This window comes from Bacillus sp. GM2 (assembly GCF_056155945.1).
The window spans coordinates 1,737,597-1,761,568 of the sequence record NZ_JBRKSZ010000007.1 but is presented as its reverse complement, the minus strand read 5'-3'; the positions used below and the strand labels follow the sequence as shown (position 1 = coordinate 1,761,568).

The 23,972-nt window shown below is 43.9% G+C and carries 19 protein-coding genes and 2 pseudogenes; 18 read left to right on the top strand and 3 right to left on the bottom strand.

Going from position 1 to position 23,972, the window contains the following annotated elements; translation table 11 throughout:
- The first annotated feature begins 105 nt into the window (after nt 1–105).
- The 14 genes and pseudogenes from recA (at nt 106) to ACVC9U_RS09890 (ending at nt 17,509) form a co-directional block, all read left to right on the top strand.
- The gene (gene recA, locus ACVC9U_RS09955; protein ID WP_075752753.1) at nt 106–1,152 is read left to right on the top strand and encodes a recombinase RecA; all 1,047 of its coding nucleotides are present in this window, start codon (nt 106–108) and stop codon (nt 1,150–1,152) included.
- Between the two features lie 341 nt (nt 1,153–1,493).
- Complete coding sequence (gene rny, locus ACVC9U_RS09950; RefSeq protein WP_075752751.1) at nt 1,494–3,053, top strand: ribonuclease Y; 1,560 nt, start codon at nt 1,494–1,496, stop codon at nt 3,051–3,053.
- A gap of 86 nt (nt 3,054–3,139) precedes the next feature.
- Nucleotides 3,140–3,937 carry a TIGR00282 family metallophosphoesterase gene (locus tag ACVC9U_RS09945; RefSeq protein ID WP_003181930.1) on the top strand — a complete coding sequence of 266 codons (798 nt, stop codon included), beginning with the start codon at nt 3,140–3,142 and terminating at the stop codon, nt 3,935–3,937.
- 201 nt (nt 3,938–4,138) lie between these two features.
- Nucleotides 4,139–4,399 carry a stage V sporulation protein SpoVS gene (gene spoVS / locus ACVC9U_RS09940; RefSeq protein WP_003181955.1) on the top strand — a complete coding sequence of 87 codons (261 nt, stop codon included), beginning with the start codon at nt 4,139–4,141 and terminating at the stop codon, nt 4,397–4,399.
- 105 nt (nt 4,400–4,504) lie between these two features.
- Nucleotides 4,505–5,425: a dipeptidase gene (locus ACVC9U_RS09935; protein WP_075753444.1), complete on the top strand. Its 921-nt coding sequence runs from the start codon at nt 4,505–4,507 to the stop codon at nt 5,423–5,425.
- Nucleotides 5,426–5,549: 124 nt separating this feature from the next.
- Entirely contained in the window at nt 5,550–6,593 is a 1,044-nt protein-coding gene (gene tdh, locus ACVC9U_RS09930) for an L-threonine 3-dehydrogenase (protein ID WP_128739513.1), read from the top strand.
- A 14-nt stretch (nt 6,594–6,607) separates the two neighbouring features.
- Nucleotides 6,608–7,783 carry a glycine C-acetyltransferase gene (locus tag ACVC9U_RS09925; RefSeq protein WP_252606728.1) on the top strand — a complete coding sequence of 392 codons (1,176 nt, stop codon included), beginning with the start codon at nt 6,608–6,610 and terminating at the stop codon, nt 7,781–7,783.
- Nucleotides 7,784–7,926: 143 nt separating this feature from the next.
- Entirely contained in the window at nt 7,927–9,456 is a 1,530-nt protein-coding gene (miaB, locus tag ACVC9U_RS09920) for a tRNA (N6-isopentenyl adenosine(37)-C2)-methylthiotransferase MiaB (RefSeq protein ID WP_020451462.1), read from the top strand.
- A gap of 1 nt (nt 9,457) precedes the next feature.
- Nucleotides 9,458–9,889, top strand: a complete 432-nt coding sequence (gene ricA, locus ACVC9U_RS09915) for a regulatory iron-sulfur-containing complex subunit RicA (RefSeq protein WP_020451463.1) — start codon at nt 9,458–9,460, stop codon at nt 9,887–9,889.
- Between the two features lie 241 nt (nt 9,890–10,130).
- The gene (gene cotE / locus ACVC9U_RS09910) at nt 10,131–10,679 is read left to right on the top strand and encodes an outer spore coat protein CotE (RefSeq protein WP_020451464.1); all 549 of its coding nucleotides are present in this window, start codon (nt 10,131–10,133) and stop codon (nt 10,677–10,679) included.
- Between the two features lie 111 nt (nt 10,680–10,790).
- Nucleotides 10,791–13,400 carry a DNA mismatch repair protein MutS gene (gene mutS, locus ACVC9U_RS09905; RefSeq protein ID WP_075752745.1) on the top strand — a complete coding sequence of 870 codons (2,610 nt, stop codon included), beginning with the start codon at nt 10,791–10,793 and terminating at the stop codon, nt 13,398–13,400.
- 17 nt (nt 13,401–13,417) lie between these two features.
- Entirely contained in the window at nt 13,418–15,328 is a 1,911-nt protein-coding gene (gene mutL, locus ACVC9U_RS09900) for a DNA mismatch repair endonuclease MutL (RefSeq protein WP_075752743.1), read from the top strand.
- Between the two features lie 277 nt (nt 15,329–15,605).
- Nucleotides 15,606–15,924, top strand: a pseudogene (locus ACVC9U_RS09895) (putative quinol monooxygenase).
- A gap of 799 nt (nt 15,925–16,723) precedes the next feature.
- A complete protein-coding gene (locus ACVC9U_RS09890; protein WP_142238605.1) occupies nt 16,724–17,509 on the top strand; it encodes an alpha/beta hydrolase family protein in 786 nt (261 codons plus the stop codon).
- 234 nt (nt 17,510–17,743) lie between these two features.
- On the opposite strand, the gene ACVC9U_RS09885 is transcribed toward ACVC9U_RS09890, so the two are convergent.
- The gene (locus ACVC9U_RS09885) at nt 17,744–18,133 is read right to left on the bottom strand and encodes a hypothetical protein (RefSeq protein WP_075752737.1); all 390 of its coding nucleotides are present in this window, start codon (nt 18,131–18,133) and stop codon (nt 17,744–17,746) included.
- Between the two features lie 179 nt (nt 18,134–18,312).
- On the opposite strand from ACVC9U_RS09885, the pseudogene ACVC9U_RS09880 reads away from it, so the two are divergent.
- From ACVC9U_RS09880 to ACVC9U_RS09865, 4 genes and pseudogenes are all read left to right on the top strand, one after another.
- A pseudogene (locus tag ACVC9U_RS09880) lies at nt 18,313–18,435 on the top strand (ArpU family transcriptional regulator); the annotation flags it as partial.
- Between the two features lie 204 nt (nt 18,436–18,639).
- The gene (locus ACVC9U_RS09875; RefSeq protein ID WP_142238604.1) at nt 18,640–19,758 is read left to right on the top strand and encodes a response regulator aspartate phosphatase; all 1,119 of its coding nucleotides are present in this window, start codon (nt 18,640–18,642) and stop codon (nt 19,756–19,758) included.
- 329 nt (nt 19,759–20,087) lie between these two features.
- Nucleotides 20,088–21,686 (top strand): T7SS effector LXG polymorphic toxin, encoded by a 1,599-nt coding sequence (locus ACVC9U_RS09870; RefSeq protein ID WP_342410013.1) that lies wholly within the window; start codon nt 20,088–20,090, stop codon nt 21,684–21,686.
- Nucleotides 21,687–21,697: 11 nt separating this feature from the next.
- Nucleotides 21,698–22,084 (top strand): hypothetical protein, encoded by a 387-nt coding sequence (locus ACVC9U_RS09865; RefSeq protein ID WP_075754406.1) that lies wholly within the window; start codon nt 21,698–21,700, stop codon nt 22,082–22,084.
- A gap of 451 nt (nt 22,085–22,535) precedes the next feature.
- Here ACVC9U_RS09865 and ACVC9U_RS09860 read toward each other — a convergent pair whose 3' ends face one another.
- The gene (locus ACVC9U_RS09860; RefSeq protein ID WP_075754408.1) at nt 22,536–23,528 is read right to left on the bottom strand and encodes a CobW family GTP-binding protein; all 993 of its coding nucleotides are present in this window, start codon (nt 23,526–23,528) and stop codon (nt 22,536–22,538) included.
- Between the two features lie 10 nt (nt 23,529–23,538).
- Nucleotides 23,539–23,931 carry a (2Fe-2S) ferredoxin domain-containing protein gene (locus tag ACVC9U_RS09855; RefSeq protein ID WP_075754410.1) on the bottom strand — a complete coding sequence of 131 codons (393 nt, stop codon included), beginning with the start codon at nt 23,929–23,931 and terminating at the stop codon, nt 23,539–23,541.
- Nucleotides 23,932–23,972 lie beyond the last annotated feature (41 nt).

Below are 23,972 nucleotides of genomic sequence, written 5' to 3'. Positions count from 1 at the left end.
ATTTTTTCCTCTTAAAAAATCGAATATGCGTTCGCTTTTTTCTTGGCAAATCCGTGCAAACAAGGTATAGTAGATATAGCGGAAGTGATAAAGGAGGAAAATAGAATGAGTGATCGTCAGGCAGCCTTAGATATGGCGCTTAAACAAATAGAAAAGCAGTTTGGTAAAGGTTCGATTATGAAACTGGGCGAACAAACTGAAACGAGAATTTCAACAGTTCCGAGCGGTTCTTTAGCGCTCGACACGGCTCTTGGAGTGGGCGGATACCCGCGCGGCCGGATTATTGAAGTATACGGGCCTGAAAGCTCCGGTAAAACGACGGTGGCGCTTCATGCGATTGCCGAAGTTCAGCAGCAGGGCGGACAGGCGGCGTTTATCGACGCCGAACACGCGCTCGACCCCGTCTATGCACAAAAGCTGGGTGTCAACATTGATGAGCTTTTGCTGTCACAGCCTGATACGGGCGAGCAGGCGCTTGAAATCGCCGAAGCTCTTGTCAGAAGCGGAGCGGTGGATATCGTTGTCATCGACTCTGTGGCAGCGCTTGTGCCGAAAGCTGAAATCGAAGGAGACATGGGGGATTCCCACGTCGGTTTGCAGGCCAGACTGATGTCTCAAGCGCTTCGTAAGCTTTCCGGAGCGATCAATAAATCGAAGACCATCGCGATCTTTATTAACCAGATTCGTGAAAAAGTCGGCGTCATGTTTGGAAATCCTGAGACGACACCAGGCGGAAGAGCGCTGAAATTCTACTCTTCTGTCCGTCTTGAAGTGCGCCGCGCAGAGCAGCTGAAACAAGGCAACGATGTCATGGGGAACAAGACGAAAATCAAAGTCGTGAAAAACAAAGTGGCACCTCCGTTCCGGACGGCCGAAGTGGACATTATGTACGGGGAAGGGATTTCAAAAGAAGGGGAAATCATCGACCTCGGAACAGAGCTTGACATCGTTCAAAAGAGCGGTGCATGGTACTCTTATCAGGAGGAACGTCTTGGACAAGGCCGTGAAAACGCCAAACAGTTCCTGAAAGAAAACAAGGACATCCTTTTGATGATTCAAGAGCAGATCCGGGAGCACTACGGTTTGGATACTGGAGGCGTTGCTCCTGCGCAGGAAGACGATGCCCAAGCTCAGGAAGAACTCGAATTTTAATCATGAAACATGTGAAAGGCTGCCGACCCGATCGGCGGCCTTTTCCTTTCATCTGCGCATTCAGACGCAGCTCCTTTATCCATCTCCTTCATCCGGGCGGTTTGAAAAGGCGTTTAATCCAGAAACGTTAAGACCGTAAGCTTGACAAGTATTTCCCACACAATTACAATGAAATTGTATCACTTGTTTTTCTTAACATGATTGATAAACATTTAAACTTGACAAGGGCTGTGAAGCCGCTTCACTCCCTGTGAAGGTTCTGTATGTTGAGAAGAAGTACAATGTACATGCCGACACTTACTTTTAGCAAGACAAGTTCATAGCAAGAGGAGGTGAAAGTTATGAATCCTTTAGCAATTCTCATCTCCATTTTGCTGAGCCTATTCTGTTTAGTTGTTGGCTACTATGTTCGTAAAATCATTGCCGAAGCAAAAATTTCAGGTGCGCGAAATGCAGCCGAACAAATTCTTGGAGACGCAAAGCGGGATGCTGAAGCGTTGAAAAAAGAAGCCCTTCTTGAAGCAAAGGACGAGATTCATACGCTTCGGATAGAAGCTGAACAAGAAGTTCGTGAAAGACGAAATGAGCTTCAAAAACAAGAAAACCGTTTACTTCAAAAGGAAGAGAACCTTGACCGAAAAGATGAATCATTAGATAAACGGGAAGCGATGTTGGAGAAGAAAGATCATTCTCTGAATGAACGACAACAACATATTGAAGAGATGGAAAGCAAAGTGGATGAAATGATTCGTATGCAGCAGTCAGAGTTGGAGCGTATTTCAAGTCTGACGCGAGATGAAGCGAAGCAAATCATTCTGGAACGGGTTGAAAACGAGCTTTCCCATGACATCGCGATCATGATGAAAGAAAGTGAAAATCGAGCGAAAGAAGAGGCTGATAAAAAAGCGAAAAATATTCTTTCATTGGCTTTACAGCGCTGTGCGGCAGATCATGTGGCCGAGACAACGGTTTCAGTTGTCAACCTTCCAAATGATGAGATGAAAGGCCGCATTATCGGACGTGAAGGACGTAATATCCGTACATTGGAAACATTGACGGGGATCGATCTGATCATCGACGATACGCCGGAAGCCGTTATCCTTTCAGGATTTGATCCGATCAGGCGTGAAACAGCCAGGATCGCTCTTGATAAACTCGTTCAGGATGGCCGCATTCATCCTGCCAGAATCGAAGAAATGGTTGAGAAATCCCGCCGTGAAGTGGATGATTACATTCGCGAAATGGGTGAACAGACGACGTTTGAAGTTGGAGTTCACGGTCTTCATCCCGATTTAATCAAAATCCTCGGCCGCTTGAAGTTCAGAACGAGCTACGGACAGAATGTACTGAAACATTCAATGGAAGTGGCGTTTCTGACAGGCTTGATGGCTTCAGAGCTCGGAGAAGACGTGACGCTCGCAAAAAGGGCAGGACTTCTTCATGATATCGGGAAAGCGATTGACCATGAGGTGGAAGGAAGCCACGTTGAAATCGGTGTGGAACTGGCCACCAAGTATAAAGAGCATCCAGTTGTCATCAACAGTATCGCATCTCACCACGGAGATCAGGAGCCGACTTCCATCATTGCCGTGCTCGTGGCCGCAGCCGATGCGCTGTCCGCCGCAAGACCTGGCGCAAGAAGCGAAACGCTCGAAAACTATATTCGCAGGCTTGAAAAGCTGGAAGAAATCTCTGAATCGTACGAAGGTGTTGAAAAATCATTCGCGATACAAGCGGGACGAGAGGTGCGGATCATGGTCAAACCTGACTCAATCAATGATCTTGAAGCCCATCGTTTGGCGCGTGATATTCGAAAACGAATCGAGGACGAGCTTGACTACCCTGGACACATCAAAGTAACCGTGATCAGGGAAACGAGAGCCGTTGAATACGCAAAATAAAGTGGTGCGAATGCGCCACTTTATTTTTTTGTTTCCTTGTGTAACACTATGATTAAAACCTATTTTAAAAAAGAAAGGGTCAAATTATGAGAATTTTATTTATTGGAGATGTTGTCGGTTCGCCCGGCAGAGACATGATCAAAACCTATTTGCCGAAGCTGAAGCTGAAATATAAACCGAACGCCGTCATCGTCAACGGAGAAAACGCGGCACACGGAAAAGGCATTACCGAAAAAATATACCACCAGCTCATTCAAGCGGGAGCCGACGTTCTCACAATGGGAAACCACACATGGGATAAAAGGGAAATATTTGATTTTATTGATGACGCGCCGCAGATCGTCAGACCCGCCAATTTTCCCGAAGGCACGCCTGGAAAAGGCATCACATACATAAAAACAAACGGTTCAAAGGAACTGGCTGTGATCAATTTGCAAGGCCGCACATTTCTGCCTGCGATCGATTGCCCTTTTCGAAAAGCTGATGAATTAATAGAAGAAGCGTCAAAAAGAACACCGTTCATTTTTATCGATTTTCATGCCGAAGCGACAAGCGAAAAGCAGGCGATCGGCTGGTATACGGACGGCCGCGTGTCAGCGGTTGTCGGAACGCACACGCATGTTCAGACAGCCGACAACCGCATTCTTCCGAAAGGCACGGCATATATAACAGACGTGGGGATGACAGGGCCTTACGACGGGATTCTCGGCGTCGACCGCGAGACGATTATCAAGCGTTTTAAAACGAGCCTGCCCGTCCGTTTTGAAATTGCCGAAGGCCGCACAACACTGAGCGGAGTTGTCATTGACATCGACGAACAGAGCAAGAAAGCCGTTAAAATTGACCGGATATTAATCAATGATGACCACATGTTTTTTGAATAACTGAACAGAAAATCATTTTAGAAAAATATTAAAAGGAAAGCAGGAATATCCCGGTCCTATAGTGAATATAGTAAAAATGGAAGGTACCCTGCTATTTTTGAAAAGCAATTAAAAGGGGATGGCTTTGAAAATAGCAACATCTAATAATGATTGTTCTAATGAACACTCACTTATCCATTGTAAACTTAAGGGGGAGCAGGAATGGAAATATTAAAGGTTTCAGCAAAATCAAATCCAAACTCGGTCGCAGGTGCGCTCGCAGGAGTCTTGAGGGAACGAGGAGCTGCAGAAATTCAAGCAATCGGAGCCGGAGCATTAAATCAGGCTGTTAAAGCGGTAGCGATTGCACGGGGATTTGTAGCGCCGAGCGGTGTCGATCTGATTTGCATTCCGGCGTTTACGGACATTCAAATTGACGGTGAAGAACGAACAGCGATTAAGCTAATCGTAGAGCCTCGCTGATAGAAAAATCACTCTTTTTCAAATGCTTCAACCTGCTTACTTTCACGTAAGCGGGTTGTTTTTGGTTTGGCCGTTTTTGAAAAATGCAGCCGGGAGAGGATGAACGTGAAAATTTTTGATGCCCATTCTGATTTGCTGCTGAAGCTTTGGAAAAATCCGAAACTCAATGAATACAGCGACCCGTCGCTGCAAACGCCGGTTCAGGCGCTTTTAAACGGAAAGGCGAAAGTGCAGTGTCTGGCGATTTTTCTGCCCGAAACCGTACCCGATACAATAAGGCTTGAAATGGCGCTCGTGCAGATCCGGCTGTTTCACGAAAAAATTGCAAAGTACAAGCGGATCAAACTGATCAAACATAAAGCCGATATCGACAAGCTCAAAAGCGATGAAACCGGCATCATTCTAACGATGGAAGGCTGTGAGCCGATCTCAAAAAACTTAAGGCTGTTTGACATCTTTTTTCAGCTCGGAGTCAGAAGTTTCGGCCTGACGTGGAACTGGGCCAATACGTTCGCAGACGGCGCTTTAGAAGAAAGAAACGCAGGTTTGACTTCTTACGGGGAAAGGCTGATTCGCAAGGCGAACAAAAACCGGGCATGGACCGATCTCTCCCATTTATCCGAGAAAAGCTTTTGGGATGCGGTTGAAACGGCAGCGTATCCGATCGCCTCTCATTCGAATACGCACAGCCTTTGCCCTCATCCGAGAAATTTAAAAGACGATCAAATTAAAGCGCTTATTGAAAAGAACGGCGTCATCGGCTTGACATTTGTCCCTGAATTCGTGAGAAACGGAAAAACGCCTGTGATCAAAGATATCCTCTCGCATATTGACCATGTCTGTTCTTTGGGAGGCGAGCGGCATATCGGATTCGGATCTGATTTTGACGGCATCGACCGGGGCATTCCGGGTCTGGAAGCCCACAAAGATTACGGGAATCTGATCGAAGCGCTGCAGCGCTCATATACACCAAGTCAAGTCGACGGATTTCTCTTTCAAAATTTCTTCAGCCGCATCCCATTTTAAAAAAATATCATACATTTTTCAGAGGGTGTTCATCTGTTTTTCTCAGAAGGACACAGTTGTTTACCAATATGAATTATCGTGCTACAATCCTTTTGTAAAGCGATTTTGCAAAGGGGGTCTGTTCATCTTGGACGGAAATATGAAAGCGCTTATCAAGAAGCCGGGGGAGCCGGGCGCCAGCTTCGAGCTCGTCCTGATACCGAAGATCGACAAACACGAGGTGCTGATCAAAGTCAAAGCCGCATCGATTTGCGGAACCGATGTCCATATTTATAATTGGGATGAATGGGCGAAAAGCAGGGTGAAACCGCCTTATGTGTTTGGCCACGAATTTTCCGGCGAGGTTGTTCTAGTGGGGGAAAATGTGACTGCGGTACAAGAAGGGGAGTATGTTTCGGCAGAAACGCACATCGTTTGCGGAAAGTGCCTGCCGTGTTTGACCGGAAAAGAGCATGTCTGCAGAAAAACGCTGATTCTCGGTGTCGATACAGACGGCTGTTTTGCTGAATATGTCAAAGTGCCTGCCGCAAACATTTGGAAAAACCCGGCCGGCATGCCTGAGGATCTTGCTTCTATTCAAGAACCGCTCGGAAATGCCGTGCATACGGTTCTGACGGGAATGACGGCTGGAGTGAAAGTCGCTGTCGTCGGCTGCGGACCGATCGGATTGATGGCCGTGGCAGTTGCAAAAGCGTCAGGCGCATCACAGGTGATCGCCATCGATAAAAACGAATACAGGCTTGACCTTGCATTGCAAATGGGGGCAACCGATATCATCTCCGTTGAAAAAGAAGATCCGCTCAAAAATGTAAGCGCTTTAACGGACGGTGAAGGGGCGGACTTGGTTTGCGAAATGTCAGGCCATCCTACGGCCATCCGCCAAAGTTTAAAAATGGCTGCGAACGGAGGGCGGGTTCATGTCTTAAGTCTGCCTGAGCATCCCGTATGCATCGACATGACAAATGATATCGTCTTTAAAGGATTAACGGTTCAGGGAATTACCGGCCGCAAAATGTTTGAAACGTGGAGGCAGGTCAGCGGTCTTCTCCAGTCCGGTACGATTCAAATCAAGCCTGTCATCACCCACCGTTTCCCGATGGAAGAGTTTGAAAAAGGCTTTGAATTGATGAAAAAAGGGCAATGCGGAAAAGTCGTATTGATACCGTGAAAGGAGAGATAGATATGAAGGAATTTAATTTTTTAGCTTCCGAGCTTGATACAATGAAAGAAAACGGAACTTTTCAGGAACTGCCGATCATCGAATCGCTGCAAGGATCAACTGTCAAAATGAAAGGAAAAGACATCATTCAGCTTTCATCCAATAACTATCTCGGGTTGACGTCTCATCCGCGCCTCCAAAAAGCGGCCGAAGAGGCGGTCAAACGGTACGGAGCTGGAACGGGATCGGTCCGGACAATAGCCGGAACATTCACCATGCATGATGAGCTTGAAAAGAAGCTCGCTTCATTTAAAAACACTGAAGCTGCACTCGTATTCCAGTCCGGTTTCACCGCAAATCAAGGCATTCTTTCAAGCATTCTCACCAAAGATGATATCGTCATCTCAGACGAATTAAACCATGCTTCCATCATTGACGGCATCAGACTTACCAAAGCGGGCAAAAAAGTATATCAGCATGCGGACATGGAAGATTTAGAAAAGATTTTAAAAAAATCAATGAATTACAGAATGCGGCTTATCGTTACAGACGGCGTGTTTTCGATGGACGGAGACATCGCGCCGCTTCCCGAAATCGTCCGGCTCGCTGAACAGTATGACGCATTTGTCATGGTCGACGATGCGCACGCGTCCGGCGTTCTCGGCGAGAACGGGCGCGGAACGGTTCACCATTTCGGGCTGGACGGGAAGGTTCACATTCAAGTCGGCACGCTCAGCAAGGCGATCGGTGTTTTAGGAGGCTATGCGGCCGGTTCCAAGGTGCTGATCGACTATTTAAAGCATAAAGGCAGACCGTTTCTCTTCAGTACTTCCCATCCGCCGGCCGTCACTGCGGCATGCATTGAAGCGGTCAATGTGCTGATGGAGGAACCTTCATTGATTAAAAAACTTTGGGACAATACTTCGTACTTCAAAAAAGAGCTTGAAAAAATCGGCCTCCCGCTGATTAAGAGCGAGACGCCGATCACGCCGATTTTGATCGGTGATGAAGCCGAAGCATGCCGCTTTTCAAACACGCTTTTCGAGCTCGGTTTATTTGCGCAGGCCATTGTATTTCCGACCGTCCCGAAAGGCAAAGCGCGGATCAGAACGATCATGACCGCCCAGCATTCGAAAGAAGAGCTCGATAAAGCACTTGAAATCATTGAAACCGGCGCCAAAAAAGCGGGTCTGCTTTAAACTCGTCGATTTCTTTTTCAACAAAGCAAATAACCATTGATAATCATTTTCAGTTAGTGTACAATGATGGGTTCTGGGTTGTGCTGACAACCGAGAACCTTTATACTGAAGAGTGGAGCTTTGTTTGAAAGGAGATCAAAAACATGAATGAGAAACAGCGCATTGAAAGCGGACAGGTCAATCCATCGGACAAAAAATCCGAGAAGGATTACAGCAAGTACTTCGAAGCTGTTTATGTTCCGCCTTCCTTAAAAGATGCGAAAAAACGCGGCAAAGAAGAGGTTAAATACCATAGCGATTTTAAAATTTCCGAGCAGTACAAAGGGATGGGTGAAGGACGGAAGTTCTACATCCGCACATACGGCTGCCAGATGAATGAACACGATACAGAAGTCATGGCCGGTATTTTCATGACCCTCGGCTATGAGCCGACCGATTCGACTGAAGATGCCAATGTGATTCTGTTAAACACATGCGCCATTCGCGAAAATGCGGAAAACAAAGTATTCGGTGAAATCGGCCATTTAAAAGCTTTGAAAAAAGACAATCCGGATTTGATCCTTGGCGTATGCGGATGTATGTCCCAGGAAGAATCAGTCGTCAACCGGATTTTAAAGAAACATCCGTTCGTGGATCTGATTTTCGGCACACACAATATCCACCGCTTGCCGGAACTTTTGTCAGAAGCTTATCTGTCAAAAGAAATGGTCATCGAAGTGTGGTCTAAAGAAGGCGATGTCATTGAAAACCTTCCGAAAGTCCGCACCGGCAAAATTAAAGGCTGGGTCAACATTATGTACGGCTGCGACAAGTTCTGTACGTACTGCATCGTGCCGTACACAAGAGGAAAAGAACGAAGCAGACGTCCCGAAGAAATCATTCAGGAAGTGAGACGACTTGCGGCTGAAGGCTATAAAGAAATCACGCTTCTCGGACAGAACGTCAACGCTTACGGCAAAGATTTCGAGGATATGGAATACGGACTCGGACACTTGATGGATGAGCTCCGCAAAATCAATATTCCGCGAATCCGCTTCACGACGAGCCATCCGCGTGATTTTGACGATCATCTGATCGAGGTGCTCGCAAAAGGCGGGAACCTTCTGGACCACATCCACCTGCCTGTTCAGTCCGGAAGCTCGGATGTCTTGAAACTGATGGCGCGCAAATACGACCGGGAACGCTATCTCGAGCTTGTCGCCAAAATTAAAAAAGCGATGCCGAACGCGTCTTTAACAACAGACATTATCGTCGGCTTCCCGAACGAAACTGATGAGCAATTTGAAGAAACGCTTTCCTTATACAGAGAAGTTGAATTTGACAGCGCCTATACGTTCATCTACTCGCCTCGCGAAGGAACGCCTGCTGCAAAAATGAAAGACAATGTTCCGATGCGCGTGAAAAAAGAACGGCTTCAGCGATTAAATGAAGTGGTCAACGAAATTTCCGCGAAGAAAATGAAGGAATATGAGGGGCAGGTTGTCGAAGTGTTAGTAGAGGGTGAAAGTAAAAACAACCCTGATATCCTTGCCGGCTATACTCGGAAAAACAAGCTTGTCAACTTCAAAGGACCAAAAGAAGCGATCGGCCAGCTTGTCAACGTGAAAATCCACCAGGCGAAAACTTGGTCGCTTGACGGAGAAATGGTAGGAGAAGCAATCGAGGTGAAATAAAGTGACGCTTTATACGAAAAAAGAGATTGTTGCAAAAGCGCGGGAGCTCGCAAAAATGATTGCCGAAACGGAAGAAGTCGACTTTTTCAAAAAAGCGGAGGCACAGATTAATGAGAATGCCAAAATAACGGGTATTATCAATCAAATCAAAGCCCTGCAAAAGCAAGCCGTCAACTTTAAACATTATGAAAAGCACGAAGCGCTTAAACAAACGGAAGCAAAGATTGACGCGCTTCAGGAAGAGCTTGACGAGATTCCGATCATTCAAGAGTTCAGAGACTCCCAAATGGAAGTCAACGACCTTCTGCAGCTCGTCGCGCATACAATATCAAACCAAGTGACAAACGAGATCATCACATCAACCGGGGGAGACCTGCTGAAAGGCGAGACCGGTTCAAGAGTAAAAAATTCATCACCGAGCTGTTCTCTATAATTTGGCGGCGCCTTTTAAGGCGCCATTTTTTTATACAATTTCCCGCCGCGACGGCTTATTGAAAAGATTCGGTTTTCGGTCTGTCTTTTTCTTTTCTGATTTAAGTCAAGTTTATCCTTTTATCTGCATACACTTAAACAGATTCATTATATGGGAATGTTATTTTGATTTCTCAAGGAACGCACATTAGACGAATGCCCAGCATAGGATAATACGAGGAAAAACAAGGAGGCATGACCGAATGTCTGAATACAGGGAAATTATTACCAAAGCGGTGGTCGCGAAAGGCCGGAAATTCACTCAGTCCACTCATACAATCTCTCCTTCGCAAAAGCCAACCAGTATTTTAGGCGGTTGGATTATCAATCATAAGTATGACGCCGAAAAAATCGGAAAAACCGTGGAAATTGAAGGGACATATGATATCAACGTCTGGTATTCATATGCGGACAACACCAAAACCGAAGTTGTGACAGAACGCGTTTCCTATGTTGATGTTATTAAGCTCCGGTATCGCGACAAAAATTACTTAGATGATGAACACGAAGTGATTGCGAAGGTGCTTCAGCAGCCGAACTGCCTTGAAGTGACCATTTCTCCGAACGGAAACAAAGTGGTGGTACAGGCGGAAAGGGAATTTTTATCAGAGGTTGTCGGCGAGACAAAGGTCGTCGTTGAGGTCAATTCTGATTGGACGGAAAGCGATGAGGAAGAAGCGTGGGAAGAAGAACTTGATGAAGAACTTGAGGACATCAATCCGGAGTTTTTGGTCGGAGATCCAGAAGAATAAAAGGAAGCTAGGGAAACACCGCCCTAGTTTCTTTTTTTTTCAGCATGAATCTTTATGGTATAATGAGTGTTGGAATCAATAGAAACGTTTATACATAGTGAGGGATTAAATATGGCAGGCTACACGCCTATGATACAGCAATATTTAAAGATTAAGGCAGAGTATCAGGATGCCTTTTTATTTTTTCGTCTTGGAGACTTTTATGAAATGTTTTTTGAAGATGCAAAAAAGGCGTCTCAGGAACTCGAAATCACGCTGACGAGCAGAGACGGAGGATCGAGCGAAAGAATCCCGATGTGCGGGGTTCCTTATCATTCATGCTCTTCGTATATCGAACAGCTCATTAAAAAAGGCTATAAAGTCGCGATCTGTGAGCAGGTGGAGGATCCTAAATCGGCCAAAGGAGTCGTCAAAAGGGAAGTCGTGCAGCTGATCACACCCGGCACCGTGATGGACGGAAAAGGAATTCATGAAAATGAAAACAACTTTATCGCCTCTGTCAGTGAATTTCAGCATACATACGGGCTCGCTTTTTCTGATTTGACGACGGGCGAGAACTTAGTGACGATTATCGAAAGGCTTGATGATGTCGTTTCCGAGATTTACTCTGTCGGAGCAAGGGAAATCGTCGTCAGCCGCAACCTTGACGAGAAAGACGTCGCGCTGTTGAAAGAGCGCTGCGGCGCCACGATCTCTTTCGAGGATGAACAAGCAGATGAATGGCCTGACATTGTGAACGGTCTGGCGTCCAAAGAGCTTGTCGATACGTTTATGAGGCTTTACGTCTACTTGAAGCGGACGCAGAAAAGAAGCCTTGACCACCTTCAAAACGTTCAGGCTTACGAGCTCGAAGAAGCGATGAAAATCGATTTGTATTCGAAACGCAATCTCGAGCTGACGGAAACGATCCGTTCGAAAAACAAAAAAGGCTCGCTTCTTTGGCTTTTGGACGAAACGAAAACGGCAATGGGAGGGCGCCTGTTAAAGCAATGGATCGACAGGCCGCTGATCAGAAAGGGACAGATTGAAGAGCGCCAGGAAATTGTCGAAACGCTGATCGCCCATTTGTTTGAGCGGGAAGATTTGCGCGAACGGCTGAAGGAAGTATACGATCTCGAGCGGCTCGCCGGAAGGGTCGCTTACGGCAATGTCAATGCCCGAGATTTGATCCAGCTGAAGGAATCGCTGAAACAAGTGCCGGCCATCAAACAGCTTGTCGGCTCCCTCGACCATCCGAAAGCAAAAGCGCGCGCCGAGAAAATCGATCCGTGCGGCGATCTTTTGAATCTTTTGGAAGATGCGCTATACGAGAATCCGCCTCTTTCATTAAAAGAGGGGAACTTGATCAAAGACGGCTATCACGCGAAGCTGGATGAATACAGGGACGCAAGCAAGAACGGAAAGGACTGGATCGCAAGGCTTGAGCAGCAGGAACGCGAGTACACGGGAATCCGCTCTTTAAAAGTCGGCTTTAACAAGGTGTTCGGCTATTATATTGAAGTGACGAAAGCCAACATCCATCTGCTTGAAGAAGGCCGCTATGAACGGAAGCAGACGCTGACCAATGCAGAACGCTACATCACGCCGGAGCTGAAAGAAAAAGAAGCGCTGATTCTCGAAGCGGAAAACAATATTTGCGAGCTGGAGTATGAGCTGTTTTCCGAGCTTCGCAGCAGGGTGAAGGAATATATCCCGCGCCTGCAGCAGCTGGCAAAAATGATGAGCGAGCTTGATGTGCTCCAATGTTTTGCGACGATCAGCGAAAACCGCCACTATGTTAAACCGGAGTTTTCCGAGGACGTCGTTCAGGTGATCGACGGACGGCATCCAGTCGTAGAAAAGGTGATGGACAGCCAGTCTTACGTCCCGAACAGCTGCGAAATGGGCAAGGGCAGACAAATGCTTTTAATCACCGGGCCGAATATGTCAGGAAAAAGCACGTATATGAGACAGATGGCGCTGATCTCCATTTTGGCGCAGATCGGCTGTTTTGTTCCTGCCAAAAAAGCGGTGCTGCCGATCTTTGATCAGATTTTTACAAGAATCGGCGCTGCGGATGATCTTATATCCGGACAGAGTACGTTTATGGTGGAAATGCTTGAAGCCAAAAATGCGATCGTTCATGCGACGAAAAACAGCTTGATTCTATTTGACGAAATCGGCCGGGGTACGTCCACTTACGACGGAATGGCGCTTGCGCAGGCGATCATCGAGTACGTTCACGAGCACATCGGCGCGAAGACTTTATTTTCCACTCACTATCACGAGCTAACGTCCCTTGAAGAAAAGCTTGCCGACTTGAAGAATATTCACGTTCGTGCGGAAGAATACGAAGGAAAGGTCGTTTTCCTTCACCAGATAAAAGAAGGCGCAGCAGATAAAAGCTACGGTATCCATGTCGCGCAGCTGGCCGAATTGCCCGACGGTTTGATCAGCAGGGCGAAAACGATCCTGAAAGAGCTTGAATCCGGCGCCAAAGAAGCGGCTCCATCAACGGCTCCGAATACGGTAAAAGAGGCGGCGGAAGAAGTCGCGGCAACTGTTGCAGATCAACCGGCCCAGCTGTCATTTTTTGAAACGGACAAGCCGAAAGAAAAAGAGACGAAGCTCTCTAAAAAAGAGCAGGCTGTTTTAGCTGAATTTAAAACGATGGATCTGCTCGATATGACGCCTATACAAGTCATGAATGAACTGTACAGGCTGCAAAAAAAATTAAAGTAATAAAGAGGTGACCCAACTTGGCAAAAATTGTTCAGCTGCCTGACGATTTATCGAATAAAATCGCGGCGGGTGAAGTAGTGGAAAGGCCTGCGTCGGTCGTCAAAGAGCTTGTCGAAAATGCCATCGATGCGAACAGCTCCGTGATTGAAATCGATGTTGAAGAAGCGGGTCTCGCCTCGATTAAAGTGCTTGACGACGGCGAAGGGATGGATGCAGAAGACTGCAGAACAGCTTTTTTGCGTCATGCCACAAGCAAAATCAAAGACGAAAACGACCTGTTTCGCGTCAGAACGCTCGGATTTCGCGGAGAAGCTTTGCCAAGTATCGCGTCTGTCTCACACTTAAGCATTAAAACGAGCACCGGAGAAGGAGCAGGCACCCATTTGACGCTTCAGGGGGGAAGAATCATTTCCGAGCAAAAAGCGTCAAGCCGCAGAGGAACCGAAATTACAGTTACCAATCTGTTTTTCAATACGCCGGCAAGGCTGAAATACATGAAAACGATCCATACGGAACTAGGAAACATTACAGATGTGGTCAACAGAATCGCTCTTGCCCACCCGGAAGTTTCGATCAGGCTGCGTCATCAAGGGAAAACGCTTCTGCAGACAAACGGAAACGGCGATGTCCGCCACGTGCTTGCGGCGATTTACGGCACGGCGGTTGCCAAAAAAATGCTCCCGCTTGAAGCGAGATCTCTTGATTTTGAAGTGAAAGGCTATATCGCCCTTCCTGAAATTACGCGCGCATCGCGAAATTACATGTCATCTGTCGTCAACGGCAGATACATTAAAAACTTTCCGCTCGTGAAAGCGATCCACGAGGGCTACCATACGCTTCTTCCGATCGGCCGCCATCCGATTACGTTCATTGAAATCAACATGGACCCGCTGCTTGTGGATGTCAACGTGCATCCGTCAAAGCTGGAGGTCAGGCTGAGCAAAGAGACGGAGCTTCACGAACTGATTCGCGACGCCATCAAAGACGTCTTTAAACAGCAGCAGCTCATTCCGAGCGTGCAAGTTCCGAAAAAAACCGCACCTCTGATCCATAAACCAGAGCAGCAAAAGCTTGATTTCGACCAGGTACGAGAGCCGGCACCTCTTTCTGATCCTGATGTTGAACGAGAATATAAGCCAGAGCCATCGTTTTCGGCGATGAAATTAAGCTCGGTTGTCAAAGACCCGCCCCCTTCCGCTCCTGCAGAGCGAGAAGAAAGCATTATGCAAGACACCGAGCCTGAATGGCCCGGAGCTGAAGAGTATACGCCGGAAGCCGAACCGACTGTACAATCAGAACCGGAACAGGCAGGCGAAAACGTCCAAGACGAAGAGACGCCAAAAGAAAGGGTGCCGATCATGTATCCGATCGGCCAAATGCACGGCACCTACATTCTCGCCCAAAATGAAAACGGGCTGTACATCATCGATCAGCACGCCGCACAGGAGCGGATCAAATACGAGTATTTCCGTGAAAAAGTCGGAGAGGTCGAACCGGAAGTCCAGGACATGCTTGTGCCGCTGACATTCCATTATTCAAAAAATGAAGCGCTGACGATCGACCAGCACTTGGACGATTTAGCCAAAGTCGGCGTCTTTCTCGAATCGTTCGGCGCCGGCAGCTATATCGTCCGATGCCACCCGACTTGGTTTCCAAAAGGGGAAGAAACGACGATCATTGAAGACATCATTCAGCAAGTCCTTGATGACCGCACGATCGACATCAAAAAACTGCGCGAAGAAGCCGCAATCATGATGAGCTGCAAAGGCTCCATCAAAGCCAACCATCATCTGCGGGACGACGAAATCACCGCCCTGCTCGATGAGTTGCGCAGAACATCCGACCCATTCACATGCCCGCACGGCCGCCCGATCATCATTCACTACTCGACATATGAAATGGAGAAGATGTTTAAGCGGGTCATGTAATTTCCAATCGCTCACAACCCTTGATACTTCAACGGCTGTGAGCGATTTTCATTTTATTGGCCACATTTTGACCACTTTTAGACGGGTTGCTTTAAATCTTGCCGTCTGTAAGAAGAACATTAAGAAGCGGCACGTATTTCGTCCGGTTATTCTCAAGATAGGGATTTAAATAAAAAAGGACTTCTCTTTGAGATGAAGCCCTTTTTTTAGTGGAAACCCATAAGGCAGCCATTAGACAAATTTCGCAGTTGTTTTCATTTTTCGAGAAAATGTTATAATGAAAAGCTATGAAATGATTTGAAGGGGGAATTTGTATGCATTACATAACGGCATGCTTAAAAATTATCAGTGATAAAGACCTCAATGAAATAATGAAGGAATTCAAAAAACTTGAGGAAGAAACGAACAAAGAAGAAGGGTGCATTCAATTCCATGCTTATCCCCTTGAACCATCAGAACGTAAAATCATGCTCTGGGAGATTTGGGAAAACGAAGAAGCTGTTAAAGCCCATTTCACAAAAAAACACACAAAAGACGTTCAAAAACAAGAATTAACGGAAGTAGAATGGTTAATGAAAAGCAATGTGAAGGATTAAAAGGCTCCTTGAGATTTATATAGAGGTGGCCTTAAAATGATCAATACTATCAAATAAAACGGCGGGGCAATTTACAAACTCACGACAGCTCTCGGGTTTATCTGAGGGCTGTTAAGAACAAAAAAGCAGACTCTTTAGGAGTCCGCTTCAGTCATTAATCTGAAACACTGATTGATTTTTTTAGCCGGTGATTGCTTTTTCGGCAACGTGAAACCCTTGTTCTTCCCCAAAGTTACTCGAGTTTGTATGTTCAAGGCCTTTCCAATACCAGTTTTTGATTGGAAAAGAACATATTTGCTAAATAAGTTCAGCCGACGTATGGCTTTAAAAGTACTATAATCGACATTGAATATTTAGTTATAGTCGAAGTTCCAAGCGGATTTCATGAACAAATTTAGAAAGGGCCAAGTAGAGATGATACTTTAAGGATGAAAATCTAGTCGAAGATGACATAATCGATGGTTTTAGGCTATATGGTGACATTTTTCAAAATGTAAAAATCGAAAAATTCAGATAGTTTTTTGATGCCTTGATTGATGAAGATCACGACTTTCAGGAAGAACATTACGACGCAGAATGGTTAGACGAAGTGAATGGTTTTATAACAGATAAGGATTAACTAAAAAAGGAATTATCGTTCCTGCTGTTTATGAAGATGGCGCAATTAACTGAAGATGGAGATAGAAACTCATTAGTATAAGAGCTTATCTACAGCTATAGCCCGGCTCGATTTCGCATCGAGCGGATGGGGTGCTTTCGGATCTTTTGCAGATGCCTCACGTAAAGGGGGAGGAGAATGATGTCTAATAAAGTTAAAATATCTTATGGGCAACATCACTCGCAATATGGTGTATTACGGGTGCCTGAAAGGAAAGAGCCTTGCCCAGTAGTTGTTATGATTCATGGGGGTTTTTGGCAGTCGAGATATGACTTAGAAGAAAATAATCCTATCGCTGAGGATTTAACTAGTAGGGGATATGCCACTTGGAACATTGAGTACCGCAGAGTAGGGGAAGAAGGAGGAGGTTGGAAAGGGACATTTAACGATGTAATTGATGCTATAAATCATCTGTCACAGGTAAAGGAATCTTATCATTTAGACCTGTCAAGTGTAATTGTTATTGGTCATTCGGCAGGAGCTCATTTAGCACTTTGGCTAGCCTCTCGAACTGAAACAAAATCAGATCAAATGTTTAATAAGCTGTTTGTGTCTATCAACAAAGTAATAAGTTTGGCTGGAGTAACAGACCTAAAAAAAATGTGGAAATTTCACGAAGAAAAAGGAATGAAAAGTCATGTATCCGCACTAATGGGTGGGTCACCACAAGAGGTAGCTGAACGCTATAAAGTTGTTTCTCCAATTGAGTTGTTGCCGATAAAAACCGATCATGTTTTAATTCATGGAGTGAAGGATCGCCATGTTCCAATAAAGTTAAGCAAGGACTACTATTTCAAGGCAACCGAACAAGGCAGTAATGTTAGATTAATTGTGCTTCCAGATGTGGAACATTTTAAAATTATTGATCCTACCTCAACAGCATGGAATTCAGTAATTGATACGATATGTTCATCGCGGGTGCTGTGATAATTGCGGCTTCCTGATGTTTCAAGCTAGGTTAATGAGAATTCTACTGATGTCAAATGAAAAAAATAGTAGAAGACTGAAAGCCCATTGCTATTTTTCTTCATTTTTTCAACAGCTTCAGCACTCGATTGAAGCCGACAAAATGGTGGACTTTTTCTATTCTGCTTTGTCGGCCCTTTTCCCCTAATGTTGTATGGTTTGAATGTAATTCTACTTTAATGAATCACATATCAATTAAGGCTCTATAGGGCGAACCATTCCCTGTAGTGCGGCGACAACCTGATCGACATGTCTTTTAGCCTCTTCATCAGTAGTACATTCAGCAAGAACGGTTTCCTCGTAACTTCTGCCCTCAAGGTGTTTATGATAAATCCAGATTTCACATAGCTCTTGGTAAGCTGTACCGGGTCTTTGACCTGTAACTCCTAGATTATTAAATTGATCCACTCCAATTCTGACTAATACATACCCCATCCTGCTTAATAAACGAACAATATTTCTGCGAAGGTGGTCAAGATCTCTAAATGCTCGCATATTCCGAACATAGGTACTGGATTCAATTCCAAATGGACGATGGAAAGATGGGAGGGAAAACGGGTTTACAGGATATTGATCATAAAACAAGCCCTATCACTCCTTTTTATCTTACGAATTATAATAAAGAATTATATTCAACTATTTTTGGACTGGAAGTTTGTCTATACATAATTGTATATTTGCCTAGGTGGTGCAATCTTCACCGTTTAAAAAAGTCCATTATATAAAGTTTATGATTAGGTAGAAGTATATGAATTCTCAGCCTGTTGCTCTCCAAAAAAATAAAGGACATTGAGATTGATATGGAGATGGGGTTGAAAAAGGACAAATACTATCTGGTCAAACGGCGAGCCATTTACAATTTTTCGACAGCTCTTGGGATTATATAGCGCTCCCTTTTAAAAAGCCGCAATAGCATCTAACTTTAATCTCCTAAAATCGCCCCCATTAAATCAATGGTTCTAACTCCTTTCTCAAATTGCTGTTGCGGGAGGAACCGAAAATTTAATTGCGGTGGCCCGAACGTCTTTTTCGAATGATGAAATATTGTTAAAATTTACATCATTAGTATAGTTAAGGGAAGGGTGAAAAGGTTGGATAGAATCTCATCTGCAGAAGTGGGGATGAAAATTACGGAGTGGCACCAGCATATTCAAAAATTCAATGTGACAGACGCCGAAATGCTTAAAGCTGAAATTGAAAGGGATATAGAGGTTATGGAAGAAGATCAGGATTTACTAATCTATTATCAATTGATGGCTTTCCGCCACAGTATAATGATTGAATATATAGCACCTTCGGGTGAAAAACAGATGGAATTATCAGAATATTTGAAGAGAATTGAAGGGAATAAACGAAAATTAGATCATATGCTTACGTATTATTATCATTTTTTTCGAGGGATGTACGAATTTAGGAATGGAAAATATACGAAGGCAATTACTTATTATAAAAAAGCGGAACGTCAATTTCCTGCTATATCAGATACGATTGAAAAAGCGGAATTTTACTTTAAAATGGCTGAAGTCTATTACCATATGAAAATGACCCACGTTTCGATGTACTTTGCAGAGCGTGCATATAACATTTACAAAAAATATGAACTCTATTCTGTTCGCCTAATTCAGTGTCATTTTGTCATTGCTGGGAATTATGATGATTTAGAGAATCATGAAAAGGCTCTTCCACATCTAAATCAAGCACTTAGAGGCGCAGAACTATTAAAAAAGAAAAATCGACAGATATACGCTTCTGCTTTTTATAACCTTGGCAACTGCTATCACAAAATGGACAACTTAAATAAGGCTGCAAGATATATTGAACAAGCTCTAATTCAATATAAATCAAAAAATTTGCCGCAAGCATACCACGACTTGGCGCTAATCAATTTCAAACAAAATAAGTATGATAAAGCCAAGGATTATTACCGAACAGGGCTTAGAAGTGCTGTGGAGCTTAAAGATCATCTGTTTATAAGCCTTTTTGAAGCTCTCGAGTCACTTTATATAAAGCGGTGTGAAACTGCATCGCTTTTTAAAATTTTCAATCGACTGGAAACAAGCAAAGGATTTCCGTATTTGGAAGAGCTGGCATTGTTAGCCGGCACCTATCTAGATTATAATGGAAAAACAGAGGATAGTCTCATCTGTCTTAAAAAGATGGTCTATGCTCAAAAGCAAATATTGAAGGGGGAATGTTTGTATGAAGTCTAAAATGAAGGTCGGTTTAGGGATTATGATAATTGGACTTGGTTTTCTCAGTCATTTTTCGAACAACGATGATATGAACACAGCTTCAAGAAACATCACAAGCGCACCCAATCATTATTTTGTTGTTTAACCTAAAAATGAGTTTTTGGAATATCCTTTTAGCCGTTTAATTAGCGGCTTTTTTTATGTATATCACCCCCTTAACAAATAGGTTTAATGACCTAATCTCAAAGATTCATTTTCATGGATTGACAGGTTTTTTTCACCAATTCTTTTCTATAAAGTGGTAAAATATTTCGAGGTATGTCACTTTAGTATTAGAGGAGAATGCTATGAAGACTCTGGATGTTCAAGCGTTGCACAAAGCCATTGATCAAACGCTGGAACAATTAAAACATCAATCAGACGAATTCGCCAAAGTCAAAAAGGCCGTTAACGGCATCACATCACTTGATGATGCTTTAAAAGGAAAAGGCGGCGACGCGATCCGCGCCTTTTACGAGGAATGTCACACCCCTTTTCTACATTTCTATGATACTTTCATAGAGGAATACAGTTCCGCGCTGAAGAAAATGAAAAGCGCATTGAATTCCCTGGAACCAAACCATAACGGATTTATTTCCCAGTCCTTTCTCGAACACGAGCTGGAGAATGGCTTAAATGCTGCTGATCGCACAACGAAACATTTGGTTTCTAAGACCAACGCCACGATCGCAAAAGTCAGCCATATCGTAGATTTACCGGATTTGAATGACAGCGGTTTTCATGAACAGAATCAGAAAGCGTTAAAGGAAATCAGCACGACTCTTGAAAAGCTGCATGCGTTTGACCGCGAGCAAACAAACGCCCTCAAAACGGCTGAAAACGACCTAGAAACGATGCAGAAATACATTTCAAGGCTCGAAAAGATGTATACCGGACCAAAAATTGAAATCACCGGCTACCAAAAAGGTTCGATTTTAAAGCCGGATGAGATGGATAACCTGAGCGGAAATCAAGAAACAGCGATGGGTGCCATGTTGAAAAAAGTCGGAGACAAAGAAGATGCTGACGTAAACACTCTCGCCGATCCAGATCGATTAAAAAAATTGGCGACACAAAAGGTTTCCAAAAAAGAGTACACTCAAGAGGAATTGAATGAACTAAAAAAAGATTATAGAGTATTTAACGATACGCTTTACCGGGCATACATAGATGGGGATACAATCGTTAAGATCGAACCCGCCTACACCCTTCCAGAGAATGTGGAAAAAAGCGACTTTGCTAAATATTTCGATACAGCGATGGAATTTACAGGTGTGTATGATGGAGTAAGAGCAGCGTTTGGATACGACCTTGCGACAGGTGAAATCGTTAAAGGTAATGGTGACCGTTTGATGGCCGCATTGAATGTCACCCCTTTCGGAAAGGCATTTAAGTACGGAAAGCGCGGCTTCAAGTTATTTAAAGGTGAAGAAGCGGGAAAGAAAGTTGCGAAGGCTGAAAAAGGTGTTAAAGGGGCGGAGAAGGTTCAAACTAGAAAAGAAATTATGAATACCGTTCAAAGCAAAATGAGTCCTGCAGTGAAGAAAATTAAAGAAATTGATCCAAATGCTAAAGTTGGTTATAGAGGCTCATTGGCTACAGGGCAGAAAGGACCGCATAAGGGAAACGCTCCATTTGACCCTACGGATTTCGATATTGATGCTTTCATTGTTAGTGATAAATTAGCCTCAAAGTTTCCATCAAGTTCAAAATGGAGGGCTGGTACCGATATAAAGGAAATCAGGAAAATACAAAAAGAGTTAGATAAAACTCTAAAAAACTCTTTAGATGGATTAAGAAAAACAGATAAAAAAGGGAGACCTGATAAATTAACCTTTAGAATATTTACTCAAGAAGAATATAATAGTAAATTTACAAAAGGAAGCAAAATATTAAAAGATGAATAGGAGAATGTTAGATGGAAAAAAAATATCCGTATTTTAAATGTTTAATTCCAATTACTTCGAATAAGGATATAGATGATTTAGCAAGAATAATTTCAGTTAAATTATTTGGAGGAATACCCTTTGGCGGTATGGAGGAACAAATTTATGAAGAAGTGCCCGCTGTTTTTATAGAAAATCCAATTTTAGGATTTCAGGTAGTGATTCAGGGGTTTGGAGGAGAAAAAGGCTATACCCTGGAAGTTCGTTCACATCCAGAAATTATTGAACCAGATGATGCGGATGAAATAGAAGTAGATATAACTGGATATGTGTCTACTCTACTTGAAGGAACTGACGGTCTACAGATCAGGTATGAAGAACTTCAAAATATGAATCATTATATAGAAATAACCGAATAAGGCAAAATTCAAAAACCTTGAAAGGAAACTATCTTTCAAGGTTTTTAATAAAATCCGACAAAATGGAGGGCTTTTATCCTTTCACCTTTGTCATACAAAGCAAGAAAAATGGACATGAATACCAGAATCCTATACGAGAGCCTACGGACGATGATTTTTTGCAAATATTGTGCAGCTGGTTAGCTGCTTTTTTAATGGCTAGAACTGTGAGACGCACCTTTACCTTAAGTGTTTTTATCCGGATGTATCGAAGGTGTCGTCAGATTCAAAGGAAGGGCGGCTGTAAACTATCGCGCGACAGTTGCGGGAACGCAGGCAAGTCCTTATAAGAACAAAAAGAAAAGCAGGCAATGACCTGCTTAAAAACTCATTTTGCCCTCGAAAAAGACTTGCAAAATCAAATCTCGGCTCTTTCTATTAAGCAAAGAGAGACCCAACAAAGCGAGAAATATCACTTCGCTATGCAATTTTTAAATTGCCGCTCCAGTTCCTCTTTGTCCAAGTCCTTTCCAATGAAAACAAGTTCGCTTTGTTTTGTCTCGTTTTCATTCCACTTCCGATCCGGACGTCCTGAAAACAGCATATGCAACCCTTGGAATACGATTCGATATTCTTCCCCTTTAATATAAAGGATCCCTTTATAACGTAATAAATCTTCTCCTTTTTCCCGTACGAGATAACTCATCCAATGATCCACTTTTGCCAAATCAAGAGGCTTCTCTTCCCGAAAAGCAATAGAAGACACTTTATCATCATGGTGGTGGTGATGATGATCCTCTAGAAAATGAGGGTCGATTTCAAGTTTTCGATTGACGTCAAACGTATTGATCCCCAGTATATCTTTTAAATTGATCTTGCAATCTCTGGCATGCAGCCTCTTAGCCGCAGGATTAATGTTGACAAGTCTTTGCTCCAAGGATATAAGTTCGTCTTTTGATACTAAATCTGTTTTATTGAGGATGATGACGTCAGCAAAAGCGATTTGTTCTTGAGCTTCATCCTGATCATCCAGATGTCTGGTGACATGCTTGCTGTCTACTACCGTGACGATGCTGTCAACTTCAAATATGTCGGACAGCAGTTCATCCATGAAAAAAGTCTGGGCTACAGGTGCTGGGTCAGCCAGTCCCGTTGTTTCGATTAAAACCCGATCAAATGCAACTTTCCCTTGATCCATTGAGAATACGAGAGTTCGCAAAATACGAATCAAATCTCCGCGGACCGTGCAACAGATACAGCCGTTGTTCATTTCCAAAATTTCTTCTTCAGAATCAACGACGAGCTGATTGTCTATCCCGACTTCTCCGTACTCATTGACAATAACCGCAATCTTTTGATTGTGTTTTTCTGTAAGTATTCGATTTAAAAGTGTAGTTTTCCCGGCGCCTAAATATCCAGTGAGGATGGTGATAGGAATTTTCTTTTTAGTTAAAGGCATGATCATTCGACCTCATTTACAATTTTTTCGATACTTTGATTACTTTTTCTTTGTCTTTTGGAATCCCGGCGATGACGCCAGATGAACGCTCGAAACGTTGGCCATCATACAAATGGCTCGCTTTTTCTGTATAATCTTCATTGGTAAAAAGCGAGTCAATCAGGAGGGGGACATCCTCCGGTTTTAAATCTTTATACCATGTTCCTTTCGGATAGTGGATGACCACGCATTTATCTTGGCATCTTCCATTACACCGCGTGCGCGTTGTATGAATGACATCGTCAAGTTCCCGCTCGGAGATTTCTTGCCGAATCACTTGAGTCAGTTCCTCAGCTCCGACCCGATTGCAGCTGCTGCCGTTGCAGATAAAGATATGATGTTTCATATTACTTAAATCCCATGTCGCCATATGTATCTTTCCTCCAAATAAAACAGAATTATTACGATTTG

What these genes read in the sequence shown, in the direction of transcription:
- recA (WP_075752753.1), top strand. Translation starts at nt 106, where the DNA reads ATGAGTGATCGTCAGGCAGCCTTAGATATGGCGCTTAAACAAATAGAA.
- rny (WP_075752751.1), top strand. Translation starts at nt 1,494, where the DNA reads ATGAATCCTTTAGCAATTCTCATCTCCATTTTGCTGAGCCTATTCTGT.
- ACVC9U_RS09945 (WP_003181930.1), top strand. Translation starts at nt 3,140, where the DNA reads ATGAGAATTTTATTTATTGGAGATGTTGTCGGTTCGCCCGGCAGAGAC.
- spoVS (WP_003181955.1), top strand. Translation starts at nt 4,139, where the DNA reads ATGGAAATATTAAAGGTTTCAGCAAAATCAAATCCAAACTCGGTCGCA.
- ACVC9U_RS09925 (WP_252606728.1), top strand. Translation starts at nt 6,608, where the DNA reads ATGAAGGAATTTAATTTTTTAGCTTCCGAGCTTGATACAATGAAAGAA.
- miaB (WP_020451462.1), top strand. Translation starts at nt 7,927, where the DNA reads ATGAATGAGAAACAGCGCATTGAAAGCGGACAGGTCAATCCATCGGAC.
- cotE (WP_020451464.1), top strand. Translation starts at nt 10,131, where the DNA reads ATGTCTGAATACAGGGAAATTATTACCAAAGCGGTGGTCGCGAAAGGC.
- mutS (WP_075752745.1), top strand. Translation starts at nt 10,791, where the DNA reads ATGGCAGGCTACACGCCTATGATACAGCAATATTTAAAGATTAAGGCA.
- ACVC9U_RS09890 (WP_142238605.1), top strand. Translation starts at nt 16,724, where the DNA reads ATGTCTAATAAAGTTAAAATATCTTATGGGCAACATCACTCGCAATAT.
- ACVC9U_RS09870 (WP_342410013.1), top strand. Translation starts at nt 20,088, where the DNA reads ATGAAGACTCTGGATGTTCAAGCGTTGCACAAAGCCATTGATCAAACG.
- ACVC9U_RS09865 (WP_075754406.1), top strand. Translation starts at nt 21,698, where the DNA reads ATGGAAAAAAAATATCCGTATTTTAAATGTTTAATTCCAATTACTTCG.
- ACVC9U_RS09860 (WP_075754408.1), bottom strand. Translation starts at nt 23,528, where the DNA reads ATGATCATGCCTTTAACTAAAAAGAAAATTCCTATCACCATCCTCACT.
- ACVC9U_RS09855 (WP_075754410.1), bottom strand. Translation starts at nt 23,931, where the DNA reads ATGGCGACATGGGATTTAAGTAATATGAAACATCATATCTTTATCTGC.